The 12,657-nt window shown below is 68.0% G+C and carries 10 protein-coding genes and 1 pseudogene; 7 read left to right on the top strand and 4 right to left on the bottom strand.

What is annotated here, in order from left to right; translation table 11 throughout:
- The first annotated feature begins 17 nt into the window (after positions 1–17).
- Positions 18–2,069 carry a beta-galactosidase gene (locus tag CWT12_RS10905; RefSeq protein WP_237564160.1) on the top strand — a complete coding sequence of 684 codons (2,052 nt, stop codon included), beginning with the start codon at positions 18–20 and terminating at the stop codon, positions 2,067–2,069.
- A gap of 6 nt (positions 2,070–2,075) precedes the next feature.
- Here CWT12_RS10905 and CWT12_RS10900 read toward each other — a convergent pair whose 3' ends face one another.
- Positions 2,076–2,465, bottom strand: coding sequence for a winged helix-turn-helix transcriptional regulator (locus CWT12_RS10900; RefSeq protein WP_161924814.1), 390 nt, complete (start codon positions 2,463–2,465; stop codon positions 2,076–2,078).
- 144 nt (positions 2,466–2,609) lie between these two features.
- Here CWT12_RS10900 and CWT12_RS10895 point away from each other — a divergent pair, with 144 nt between their 5' ends.
- Positions 2,610–3,296, top strand: a complete 687-nt coding sequence (locus CWT12_RS10895; protein ID WP_161924813.1) for a DsbA family oxidoreductase — start codon at positions 2,610–2,612, stop codon at positions 3,294–3,296.
- Between the two features lie 34 nt (positions 3,297–3,330).
- On the top strand, positions 3,331–3,960 hold the full coding sequence (locus tag CWT12_RS10890) for an MBL fold metallo-hydrolase (protein ID WP_161924812.1): 630 nt from the start codon (positions 3,331–3,333) through the stop codon (positions 3,958–3,960).
- Positions 3,961–4,485: 525 nt separating this feature from the next.
- Here CWT12_RS10890 and CWT12_RS10885 read toward each other — a convergent pair.
- The 3 genes from CWT12_RS10885 to CWT12_RS10875 form a co-directional block, all read right to left on the bottom strand.
- Positions 4,486–5,487, bottom strand: a complete 1,002-nt coding sequence (locus CWT12_RS10885) for a nucleoside hydrolase (protein WP_161924811.1) — start codon at positions 5,485–5,487, stop codon at positions 4,486–4,488.
- Between the two features lie 95 nt (positions 5,488–5,582).
- Entirely contained in the window at positions 5,583–7,010 is a 1,428-nt protein-coding gene (locus CWT12_RS10880) for an MFS transporter (RefSeq protein WP_161924810.1), read from the bottom strand.
- Between the two features lie 165 nt (positions 7,011–7,175).
- Entirely contained in the window at positions 7,176–7,856 is a 681-nt protein-coding gene (locus CWT12_RS10875; RefSeq protein ID WP_161924809.1) for a TetR/AcrR family transcriptional regulator, read from the bottom strand.
- Between the two features lie 319 nt (positions 7,857–8,175).
- On the opposite strand from CWT12_RS10875, the gene CWT12_RS10870 reads away from it, so the two are divergent.
- From CWT12_RS10870 to araA, 4 genes and pseudogenes are all read left to right on the top strand, one after another.
- Entirely contained in the window at positions 8,176–9,804 is a 1,629-nt protein-coding gene (locus tag CWT12_RS10870) for a hypothetical protein (protein WP_161924808.1), read from the top strand.
- Positions 9,783–10,040 carry a hypothetical protein gene (locus CWT12_RS10865; RefSeq protein WP_161924807.1) on the top strand — a complete coding sequence of 86 codons (258 nt, stop codon included), beginning with the start codon at positions 9,783–9,785 and terminating at the stop codon, positions 10,038–10,040. The genes CWT12_RS10870 and CWT12_RS10865 overlap by 22 nt, the downstream gene beginning before the upstream one ends.
- Positions 10,041–10,337: 297 nt before the next feature.
- Positions 10,338–11,074 (top strand): annotated as a pseudogene (locus CWT12_RS10860) (L-ribulose-5-phosphate 4-epimerase).
- Positions 11,075–11,142: 68 nt separating this feature from the next.
- On the top strand, positions 11,143–12,657 hold the full coding sequence (araA, locus tag CWT12_RS10855; RefSeq protein WP_237564159.1) for an L-arabinose isomerase: 1,515 nt from the start codon (positions 11,143–11,145) through the stop codon (positions 12,655–12,657).

The following is a 12,657-nucleotide window of genomic DNA, read 5'->3' as shown; positions in this document are numbered from 1 at the left end:
CCGCTAGCAGACAGGGCATGATGAAAAGTACCGCCAGCCGCCCCGGCTTCCCCCGGCACCCGCGCCGCGAGGGCTCTGCCATCCACTTCGGCGCCGACTACAACCCCGATCAGTGGCCCGAAAGCACCTGGGCGGAGGACATCGCCCTCATGCGGCGGGCGGGTGTCACGGTCGTCACCCTGCCGGTGTTCTCCTGGGCCCACCTACAACCGAGCGAGGACACCTGGGACTTCGACTGGCTGGACCGGATCATGGACCTGCTGGCGCAGGCCGGCATCGACGTCGACCTGGCCACCTCCACCGCCTCCCCGCCCGCCTGGCTCACCACCAAGCACCCCGAGGTACTGCCGGTCACCCGCACGGGCGAGACGCTGTGGCCCGGAGGCAGGCAGCAGTGGCGCCCCACCTCGCCCGTATTCCGCCGCTACGCCCTGGAGCTGACGCGCCGCATGGCGGAGCGTTACGGCACGCACCCCGCACTGGCCGCCTGGCACGTGAGCAACGAGCTCGGCTGCCACAACGCCTACGACTACTCCGAGGATGCCGCGGCCGCCTTCCGGGCCTGGCTGCGTGAGCGCTACGCCACCCTGGAAGCGCTCAATGACGCCTGGGGGACGGCCTTCTGGTCGCAGACCTACCACCGGTGGGAGGAGATCCTCCCACCCCGCCTGGCCGCCTCCGAACCGAACCCCAGCCAGCTGCTCGACTTCCGCCGCTTCTCCTCAGACGCGCTGCGCGACTACCTGCGTGCCGAAAGTGCGGTACTGCGCGCAATCACTCCAGGCATTCCCATCACCACCAACTTCATGGTCATGGGCGACACCGCCGCCCTGGATTACCCGAGTTGGGCCGAGGACGTCGACTTCGTCTCCAATGACCACTACCTGGACCCCCGGCCCGGTGGCATCGATGAGCTCGCCTTCTCCGCCTCGCTCACCTCCGCTATCGCCGGCGGGAGACCCTGGTGGCTCATGGAGCACTCGACGGCGGCGGTCAACTGGCGTCCCGTCAACCCGCCCAAGCTTCCCGGGGAGCTGATGCGCGACTCGCTGACGCACCTCGGCCACGGCGCCGACGCCATCTGCTTCTTCCAGTGGCGGGCCTCGCGCGCAGGCGCAGAGAAGTATCACGCCGCCCTGCTCCCGCACGCCGGGGAGGACTCGCGCCTGTTCCGCGACGTCGTCGCCCTGGGACGTACCCTCGAAGAGCTGGCCGAAGTGGCGGGGAGCCCGGCGCTGCCCGCACGCGCCGCCGTCTTGTTCGACTACGAGTCCTGGTGGTCACTGACGCAGGAGTTCCTGCCGCACACGCGCCTGGACTACCGCGGCCAGGCCCTGGACTGGTACCGGGCCCTGGTGGCTGCGGGAGTCCGCGTCGACGTCATCACCACGCGCAGCGACCTTGAGGGCTACGAGCTGATCATCGCCCCGCTGCTGCACGTCATGCCCGCCGAGCTGGCAGAGCGCCTGCGCGCCGCGGTTGCCGGCGGCAGCCACCTGGTGACGACCTACTTCTCCGGGACCGTGGACGAGCACGATCACGTCATCGCCGGCGGCTACCCCGGCGCTTTGCGCGAGCTGCTGGGCATCCGCGTGGAGGAGTTCGCTCCGTTGCTCGACGACGACGCCGCAGTGCTCTCAGGCGGAGGCACAGGCCGCATGTGGACCGAACGGGTGGAGGTCACCGCTCCCGACGTCACGGTGCTGCGCCATTACGAGCGGGCCCGCGGCGTCGAGGCGGGCACCCCCGCCGTTACGCGGCGCGCGGTGGGGAAGGGCTCCGCAGCGTACGTGTCCACACGTCTGGAGGGTGATGAGCTGGCGGACTTGGCCGCCGAACTGCTGGCGGCTGCCGGCATTGAGGCGGACTTGCCCGAGCTCCTGCGCGGGCAGGTGATTGCCTCCGTCCGCCGCGGGGAGGCCGCGGACTACTGGACGCTGACTAACCGCGGATGCCGCGACCTCGGGCCTGCTGCCGACGTTGCCGGGATACTCGGCGGGAGCGTGCTGGCAGGTGCTGGCTCGCTCGGCGCAAGCGACGCCGTCGTCGTGCGGGTGCCGCGCGGCTGAGGCGCCTCACCGCACCTGGGGAATCCCCAGCTCGTCGCGGGCAGAGCGCATCTGCGCGGCCTCGGCCCGGGAGAACTCGAACTCGGCCTCGCTCCAGTCCCACATGGCCTGGATGAGTGGCTTGAAGCTCTCGCCGCGGCGGGTCAGCCGGTACTCCACGCGGGGCGGTACCTCGCCGTAGTCGATGCGCTCCAGAAAGTCGTCCGCAACCAGCTCTCGCAGTTGCTTGGACAGTGTGGAGTCCGACACGCCATGCAGGCACCGCTTCAGCTGGCCGAAGTGCCGGACCTCGGCCAGGGCCACGTAGAAGAGGATCTCGATCTTCCACTTGCCGCCGATTACCGCCTGCAAGGACGTGATCGCAGGACACCACTCGATCTTCGGGGCTTGCGCCACAACCCTCGCCTCCTTGTCTACCCGTCCACGCTAGTACTACAGAAAAAGATAGTACTAGCGAACTCGGAGGAGGTGGGCGAGAGTGGTTGCAGATACGCGGGCCGCACACAGCGCGCCGGTGCCCACAACCCCGAGGAGGAAGACATGAAGGTGACCTACTGGTCGGACTTCGCCTGCCCGTACTGCTACGTCGGCGAGACCCGCCTGCACAAGGCGATCGAGTCGCTCGGCCTGGCCGACGACGTCGAGGTGGAGATGAAGGCCTTCGAGCTGTACCCGGACGCGCCCCGCGAGGTGCAGGGCCCCACACTCGACCGCTTCGCCAGGAAGTACCGCCTGACCCGGGCAGCCGCGCGCCAGCGCATCGACTCCATCAGCGCCATGGGACGGGCTGAGGGCATCGACTTCAACTACGCCACCACGCTCAACACCAACATGCTCGATGCGCACCGGCTGACCAAGTTGGCTCACGCGCTGGGCAATACCCGCTTCGAGGAACTCTGCTTCCACGCCTACTTCGTGGACAACGAGGTCATGTCCGACCACGCCGTACTGCGGCGCCTAGCCGCGCAGGCGGGCCTGCCGGAGGCCGACGTCGAGCGCGTGCTGTCAAGCGACGAGTACGCCGACGCCGTGCGTGCCGATGAGCGCGAGGCGCACTCCATGGGCGTGAACGCCGTGCCGTTCTTCGTGGTGGACGGCAAGTACGTGATTTCCGGCTGCCAGCCCACGCAGGAAATGGCCCGCGTGCTCACAAACGCGCGCGACGCGGCGCTAGCGGAGGGCGCCGCCGAGGGCGGGGCCTGCGGCCCGGACGGGTGCGCGATCTAATGGGAGTTCAGGTTCGCCCGCTTCTGGCCCGCGGGTGTTCGCCACCTACGGCTACTTCGTCGTCGACGAGGAGACTGGACATGCCTTCCTCATCGACCCCGGCGCCCAGGCGGACCTGTTCCTGCGAGCCGTGCGCGGGCACGATTGGACCGTAGAGGCCATCGTGCTCACGCACGGCCACTTCGACCACATTGGGGCCGTGGAGGAGCTGCGCGCCGCCTGGGGGATCCCCGTGCTGGCGCATGCGGAGTCCGAGCGCTACCTGACCGACCCGTACCTGAACCTCTCCGCCAGCCACGGCGCGCCGCTGCGGGTGCGCGGCGTGGAGAAGTTCCAGCACGGCGACCGCCTGACCCTGGGGGAGGGCTCGAACGTCGAACTTGAGGTCCTGCACGTTCCCGGGCACACCGATGACTCCTGCGCCTTCTACTGCGAACAGGCCGGCTTCGCGCTAGTGGGCGACACGGTCTACGAGGGCGGCCCCGGTTTGACCATCTTCCCTACGGGAGACGCGGCCAAGCTCCGGGCGAGCCTGGAGACCAGGCTGCTCACGCTCCCCGATGGTACGGAACTGCTGTCGGGGCACTCCCGCCCCACTACGGTCGCGCGGCTCAGGCGTGCGGTACGACGGCCTGCGGCCGGCCCGGGAGACCGGCTGTCCTGAGCGGGCGCCGTATTGGCGTTCCATCCCCAGCCCCACAACGACCTCGGCGCGGCGAAGACGTCCTTTATCGGCTCGAATAGACCACCATGCGCCACACCGCAGTCCTGGCCCGGACTGCGGGCTCGCAAATACGGAGAGCCGACCCGGGTGGTCTTGGGTGTGGCGCACGCTCAGTTGTTTTGGCGCTCTGGCCGGTTGGCGGGTTTTGCCTGGTATTTCGGTGTTCTTGGTTTTTGGCTGGTGGGGGTTGGTTGGCTCCAGCGTGCGCCGCTGGGGTTGCCGCACGCTGGAGCTGGTTGGGCTGTTTTTCGGGTGGTGTGCTTTCCGCGTGATTACGCCGTTTCTGTGGAAGCGTGCCGGGACTGAGCGTGCGGCGCGCACCCGTGCGGCGCACGCAGGCCACACACCCCAAACCGAGAGAACCACTAAGTAGGTCCTTGCAGCGCCCGAGCGGTTCGACCCGTAGGGGTTGACGATGCTGCCGCGGTGCGCCCCGCAGGCGGACTGGCCAGCTTCTACGCGTCGTCAGCTTTCCAGCCAGTCGGTCAGAGCGGCCAGGGAGTCGAACATGTCGTCGAACAGGAGCCGGTTGTCGATGCGCTGGTAGCGGCGCATCGGCCGGGTGTTCTGCGGGTAGCGGTAAGTGCCATCCTGTGCGATACGGGGCGTGGGGATAACGTCGTAGTAGGAGGACGCTGCGTCGGGCTCGAAGGTGGTTTGCAGTGAGGACAGCAGCACCAGCGGCTGATCGCCGAGCACATAGGTCGCCCCGGGGTGCGCCATGCCCGCGACCATTGCACGCACCTGGTTCAGCTCACCCAGCAGGTAGGCGCCAAGCGCGCCAGCGCGGGCGCAGCCGCGCCGGATAGTCGCCATGGAGACGGTGGCCGACCGATAGACATCGCGCGGGACCTGCCAGATGCGGGCCTCGGTGTCATTGAAGACGTAGCGTGCGCTCGCGGGGTCGAGCGCCAGGTTGTACTCCATGTCCGTGCCGCCCTCGGGCACGTATGCCAGTCCGGGATGCTCCCCGCCGCCGATCCAGATGAGGGTCAGGCGCGCAGCGATGGCCGGTTCAGCCTTGAGCGCGCGTGCGACGTCTCCCAGAGAGCCGCCGGCCACGAGGAACAGTGAGCGGTCGTCGTCGCGCATGGCCTCGGCGACGATGAATTGGGATGCGGCGGTGGGGCCGTCGTAGACGTCGAAGCCGCGGTCGTCGCCGTCGTACAGGTCGACGCCGGTCACCCCCATGGTCGCCAGCAGTGTCTCAACGCGCTCGCGGCCGGCGCGCACGGAGGAGTCGGTGCGGTTCCAGGGATCATCCTCGCGCAGCCGGGAGACGACGACGCCGCGCACCTCGGTGCCCTCAGCCAGCAGGTGGTGGGCCAGGGCGAAGAGGTCGTCGGGGTCGCCGGCGAAGTCGTTGTCGATGATGACGCGAGTGCGCGGGGCAACGCCGGGGAGCCGATCGGCGTCGGTGAGCCAGGGGGAGGAGCCGTACTCCCAGGATCGAGCGGCGGTGGTCATGTCTCGCTCCTTTGAGTGAGGTTGTGAGCGTTGGATGAGGACAGCGGCGGCATCGGACCAGCCGGTACCGATGCCGCCGCTGGGGCTCGGTGGTGCTACTTGACCTTCCGGACCGGGATGATGGCCACGGCACTGACGCCGACGGCGATTACCGCCGTGATGAAGATGGCCGAGTAGCCGCCGGTGCGCGCGACCAGCTGGCCGGCGACGAAGGGCGCCAGCATCTGGCCGATGTTGGAGGCCACGTTGGCTACGCCCAGGTCCCTGCCTGCGGTGTCGGGGTCGGGCAGGACGTCGATGAACAGGGCCACGTCCACCGCCATGTACATGCCGTAGGCCCCGGCCAGCAGGATGTAGAAGAAGTAGTACATGGGCAGCGTTGGGACCAGCAGGGGAACCAGCATGTCCAGGGCGATGACCAACGAGGCGCCGATGACGAAGGGCTTGCGCCGCTTGGCCTTGTCGGACAGCTTGCCGGCGAAGGCCAGCATGAGCAGCTGCACCGGCAGGGCGGCGAGCGACAAGGTGGCCACGATGGTGTTGGCCTCGGCTGCGGTGTGGGCGGGGCGCAGGTGCGACTGGATGATGTACAGGTTGTAGTTGGTCACGGCCGTGTAGCCGAAGAACATCATGAAGCGGGCGATCCACACCCAGCGGAAGTCATGGTCAAACAGTGGGACGAAGAAGCCCTTGAGGAAGGCGAGCCAGTCGAACTGGCGCAGCTCCAGGTCCTTGGAGGGGCGGTCCTTGGCGAAGGTCACGAAGATGAGGGCACCCACTACCACGGCGACTGCGAACACGAAGTAGGCGTCCAGGCCAATGGAGTTCATGAGCACGCCGGCCACCACGGATCCGCCGGTGAAGCCTGCCATCATGCCGATTCCGGACAGGCCGGAGACCGTGCCGGTCTTTTCGGCGGGAATTCGGTCCGCTACTGTCGTGGACAGTGGCCCCTGCATGAAGTTCAGGGAGACCTGCGCGGTGGTCCAGAAGACGGTGAGCATGAGTACCGTGGTGGAGTAGCGCAGGCCGATCATGAAGGCGGCCCCGGCGACGGCGCCGGCCACGATCCAGAAGGCGCGCCGGCCCCAGCGGGAGCGCCAGCGGTCGGAGAGGACACCGACGATCGGCTGGGCGAACAGCGTGAAGAACGAGCCGACGATCATCATGTTGGAAATGGAGGACGCGCGTGCGGCCTCGTACTGCTTCAGCAGGTCCAGTAGATGCGCCTGCTCGGCGGTGGGAGTCGCGGTTCCGGCGCTGACGTCATTGGCCAGGTTCGTCAGCTCGGTGAGCTGGTCCAGGCTGGTGACGGTGGTGCCGGAGAAGTACTGCCGAAACTCGATCGTCTGCACGGTGTTGGGCAGCAGGATCGCCGCTAGCGCCGAGTAGCAGGCGTACAGGAAGACGCCCGCGATGACGAATGAGATCAAGTACTGGTAGTACGGGCGCCCGCCCAGATACTTGGCGGAGGTGCCCGGCCGCGTGGGCTCCTCCAGGCGGGGGTCGGCGGTGGTGGACATGTGGCTCCTTTGCATTGATGCCCGGACGCTGAACGCGCACGGTACCTTCACGGGGTTCCGACCGGTCGGTCCATTAGATATTGAATGGATTCATTCTGTCAAGGAGCTGCGGTGATGGGGGGCTGTCGCCTGTCGCGGAGCCATGGTGGTGGGGGCCGTCGTCCGTCAAGGAGTGTCGTCGATGATGTACCGCCGCGGATCCTGCCGGGCCGCCTCCTCGCGGATACGCTGGAGACGGCGCATCCGCGCCGCCCGGCCACCCGTCCGGCGCCCACCTCCGCGTGCCCCCAGGGACTCGATCTCAGGACTGAGGTAGCTGACGTACTCGGCGGCCATGTCCTCCGGCGACTGGTGGTAGCCGCCGCGTATCCACGTGTCAATGAGGCCGAACAGGCCGTAAGCCTTGAAGTGATGCGCGTTTAGTGCGCGGGAGTCGGCGCTGGGCACCTCGCCGCCTCCCGGTTCGGCCTTGCGGCTCGGTGCATCGCTGCCGAGCGCGTCAAGCACTGTTGCCAGTAGAACGTTGTGCTGCCCCGCGGCGTAAAGGAGCTCGTTGACCTGCCGCATCCGCAAGCAGAACCGGAACAGGGCTATCGCGTTGGCGCGGTCATCCGTCTCGTCATACCAGTGGTGGGCGGCGAAGTCTGTCCAGGCCGTCTGGTACTTGTAGGCCAGTACCTCCTCCTTGGAGGAGAAGTGGCGGAAATAGGTGACCCGCCCCAGTCCGGCGCGGGTGGCAATATCGCTGGCGCTGATCTTCTTCAGCGGTTTTTCTTGCATGAGCTCGAGCAGGGCGTTGCCCATGGCGTCCTTGAGCGGCGCCGCGGAGTCCTCGAGTCGTGCCATGCTGACCTCCAGGGAGTGGTCGAATCGGCAACGTACAGGAGTAGCCCCGGCTTCGGCAGGAACCGCCCAAGCCGGAGTGATCCCCATTTCGAAATATAGTCGTCTTGCGGGACCAGACACGCCCACGCGCCGCAACGGATTTGGGGGAGCTCTCCGGCAACTCGCCGCAGGGCGGGGGCCGTGAGGGCGTTGCGAGCAGCTAGGCGTGGAAGACTGGCCTGTGCTCGGCCCTGAAGGTTTCGGCTTAACGGACCCACCCCAGGAGGTAGTTGTGGTCAGACGGCGACGGAAGGACAAGCGCTCCAATGCCGGACACCCCGTGACGGCAGTAGAACCGGAGCAGCCGCGTCCGCCGGAGCCGGTGCGGGTGGCGACTCCGGACGAGGCCCGCGAGCTCGCACAGCTCCTGCTGGGTGCCGGCCGGGAGGCGCCCGTCGTGGTGGTGTCCACGCCGCTGGGCAGCGAGGCCCCCTGGATCGATGCCGACGCACTGGCTCACTACGGGCGTGGCCTCGTGCCCGTCTACTTGCTGGAGACCGGGCGCACGTCGTATGCCTTTGCCGACGCGATGCCGGAGTACACGCAGGTTTACGGCGGGGCGGGCCGCATGTACTCCCCGGACCTCGCCTGGGCCACGGACTGGAGCCGGTCGCGGCTGTTCCTGGCCACGGATCCGGAGTCCGGGCGGCGGGCGACCGACGGCCTGATCGGGGAGCTGGCCCGGATACTGCCGCGTGGGCAACGGCCGCAGGCGACGCAGAGCTTCAAGGGCACGGTGAGGATGCTCGTGCCGCCGTCCCGCGCACTAGTCGAAGGCGCGCAGGAGAACTCGCCGCTGGCCATGATCTCCCCGGAGGAGTCGGTGCCCGCCCTGAACGTGACCGTGGGCCAGTTGGTTGCCGCCGGCCAGCAGGTGGAGGGCAGGCATGATGCGACTACCGGATACCTCGATGTCTCGGCGAGCCTGCGCTCAGCGGGACAGGCGCTGGACGGGCTGGAGGCGGGCGAGGTGATCCTGGTCCGGGTTGCGGCCATGACTCCTGATGAGCTGGTGGTGGAGCCCTACCCGCAGGTGACCGTGCGGATTCCCAAGATGAGCGTGACTGCGAATCCGTTCGACAGTCTGGATGACCTGTTCTGGATCGGTGCGGTGGTACGCGCCCGCGTGGACTCCACCGCCGGCGGGCTCTCACTGTCCATGGATGACGTCGACGACGACGAGCCGGTACGCCCGGCCCCCAGTCTGCTTCCCGGGGGTCCCCCGTGGCTGGAGGAGGCGGGAGAGGCGGCCTGGGAGGGGGCCGACCTGGTGTCTGGGGGCGCGGACGGTATGCCCGCGCCTGAGCCGCGGCCCGGAGCTGCTGAGTCACCCGCGGCGGCTTCGCGCAACGACGTCGCCGCTGAGGACCGGGCCGACCGCGGTGTAACCGTAGTGCCCTCTCCCCTCGGCGTGGGCGGGGTGGCGGAGGGTGACGCCCGCGGACGCCGGATCATCGAGCTGGAGCGCAGCCTGGCCGATGCGCGCGAGCGCCTGGCGCGGCTCGCCGAACGACTGGATCAGGAGCGTGAGCAGACCGACCACTTGCGTATGGAGCTGTCCCTGACCAGCCAGCTCTACCGTGAGGCCACGCGCGAGGTGGCGCAGCTCACGGAGCGGCTTCAGCACTCCATGGCGCAGCACCGCAGCGCCTCGCGCAGACTCGCCCAGCGCAGGTCTGAGCGCGACGCGGCGCGGGATGAGACCGGGCGCAGGGAGGATTCCGCGCGCGCCGAGCCGCTGTTCCTGGAGCCGGAGGACCAGCTCCGCCATGAGATCTACTTGGCCTGGGCGCAGCTGACTCCTCCGCAGGACAAGGCGCAGTGGCCCTCCCGGCCGACTACATCGTGGGTCCCGGTTTCATCGGCTCCGTGGATGCGCTTGAGGGCGTGGATCACGAGCGCGTGCTGAGGGTTGTGGTCGAGGTGCTCACTGGTCGGGTCAAGGACATACCTTCGCGTCAGCTGCACCGGTTGCGCCTGAACACCCACAGTGGGCAGGCGCGTACGCGGGCAGACGGGGCCGTGGCCTTCCGCGTGGCCGTGCAGGTGAACACCCCGTCGGCGCGGAGGCTGCACTTCTGGCGACTGCCCGATGGGCGCGTCGAACTGATTAACGTGGCGGTGCACGACCAGATCGACATTTAGCCGGTGGCGGGCGGTGGCGTGAGCGGCAGCTGCTGCCGGCTGCCATGCGCCGCCGGCTGCCATGCGCCGCCGGGTGCCATGCGCGGCCGGAAGAGCACCTTGACAGCATCGATGTGAACGTTCACTATTGGTGGTGCCGTGCTGCGGCCACCGCCGCGGCCGGTCCCTTCGCCTACGTGCCCCACTGACCGCCGTGGTGCGCGTGGGGCGGGAAGACACCTCGCGGCAACGGTGCCGAGCCTGACTGCCGCCCACAAGACACACGAGAAACCGAACTGGGGGAAGAACGTGGCTGATATGACCGAGCGGATTGTGCTGGCTGATTTGGATGATGGTGTGCGTGGGGCGGTGGCTGATGCGCGTGAGCGGGTGGCGCGTTTGCATGGGGAGCTGATTCGGTGGGGCTGGTGGTGTGGACGGCTGGGAACGTGTCTGAGCGGGTGGTGGTGACCCGGCCGGACGGGACTGTGGAGCGGACGGACTTGTTCGTGATTAAGCCGTCTGGGGTGGCGTATGAGGAGCTGTGTGCGGACAACATGGTGGTGTGCACCCTGGATGGGGACAAGATTGTGGATGGTACGCCGGAGGGGTTGGTGCCGTCGTCGGATACGGCGGCGCATGCGTATGTGTACCGGCACATGGACCAGGTGGGCGGGGTGGTGCATACGCATTCGACGTATGCGACGGCTTGGGCGGCGCGGCGGGAGCCGGTGCCGTGTGTGCTGACGATGATGGCGGATGAGTTTGGGGGTGAGATTCCGGTGGGTCCGTTTGCTCTGATTGGGGATGACTCGATTGGTCGGGGGATTGTGGAGACTCTCGCGGGGTCGCGGTCTCCGGCGGTGTTGATGGCGAATCATGGTCCGTTCACGATCGGGCGGGATGCGCGGGCCGCGGTGAAGGCTGCGGCGATGTGCGAGGAGGTGGCGCGTACGGTGCATATTGCGCGTCAGGGGGGTGAGATGGTGCCGATTGAGCCGGAGCTGATCGACCGGCTCAACGACCGCTACCAGAACGTCTACGGCCAGCACTGACCAAGTCCGGTCCCCAGCAATCAGCTGAATTCAACATCCAAAATTCATAATTCAAAGGAGAATAACTCATGACTGCTCTGCCCAGTCCGTTCGACGGCAAGGAGATCTGGTTCCTCACCGGGAGCCAGGACCTGTACGGCGAGGAGACCCTCGCGCAGGTCGCCGACCAGTCCCGGCAGGTCGCCGCCTGGCTCGACGCCGCCGACGCCATCCCGGTGCGTATCGTCTGGAAGCCGGTCCTGAAGGACCGCGATGCCATCCGCGCCGCCATGCTCGCCGCCAATGCCGACGACGCCTGCATCGGCGTGATCGCCTGGATGCACACCTTCTCCCCGGCCAAGATGTGGATCGGCGGCATCGACGCGTTGTCCAAGCCCCTGGTCCAACTGCACACCCAGTACTCGCAGTCCCTGCCCTGGTCCACCATCGACATGGACTACATGAACCTCAACCAGGCCGCCCACGGCGACCGCGAGTTCGGCTACATCCTGACTCGCTTGAGCCAGCCCCGCAAGGTCGTCGTCGGCCACGCCACCCAGGCGGACACCCAGGTCAAGATCGGCACCTGGGCGCGCGCCGCCGCCGGATGGGACGCCCTGCACCACACCCGCCTGGTCCGCTTCGGCGACAATATGCGCAACGTCGCCGTCACCGAGGGCGACAAGACCGAGGCCGAGCTGCGCCTAGGCGCCAGCGTGAACACCTGGGGCGTCAACGACCTGGTCGAGGTCGTCGACGCCGTCACCGAGGCGGAGATCGACGCCCTGATCGAGGAATACCTGGACGCCTACGACGTCGTCGAGGAGCTGCGCCCCGGCGGCGAGCGCCACGAGTCCCTGCGCTACGGCGCGCGCATCGAGGCCGGCATGCGCCGCTTCCTCCAGGAGCGCGGTGCCACCGCCTTCACCACCAACTTCGAGGACCTCGGCGGGCTGCGGCAGCTGCCGGGCCTGGCCGTCCAGCGGCTCATGGCAGACGGCTACGGCTTCGGCGCCGAGGGCGACTGGAAGACGGCCCTGCTCGTGCGTGCCGCCAAGGTCATGGGCTACGGCCTGCCCGGCGGCGCCTCCCTGATGGAGGACTACTGCTACGAGATGACGCCCGGTAAGGAGAAGATCCTCGGCGCCCACATGCTCGAGGTCTGCCCCTCGCTCACCGAGTCCAAGCCGCGCCTGGAGATCCACCCGCTCGGTATCGGGAACCGTGAGGACCCTGTGCGCCTGGTCTTCGACGCCGACACCGGCGCCGGCCTAGTGGTCGCCATGTCCGACATGCGCGAGCGCTTCCGCCTGACCGCCAATGTTGTCAAGATCGTCGGCTCCGACGAGCCGCTGCCCAAGCTGCCCGTGGCCCGCGCCGTATGGGAGCCGGCCCCCGACTTCTACACTTCCACCGAGTGCTGGATGCAGGCCGGCGCCGCCCACCACACGGTCATGACCACGGCCACCACCCTGGAGATGTGGCAGGACCTGGCCGAGATCGCCCGGATGGAGCTGGCCCTCATCGACTCCGCCACCACCACACGTGGCTTCGTGCAGGAGCTGCGGGGCAACCAGGTCTACTACCGCCTGACTCAGGGCTGA

It is taken from the genome of Actinomyces sp. 432 (assembly GCF_009930875.1).
Lineage (GTDB): Bacteria > Actinomycetota > Actinomycetes > Actinomycetales > Actinomycetaceae > Actinomyces.
This window is presented reverse-complemented; position numbering and strand designations above follow the sequence as displayed.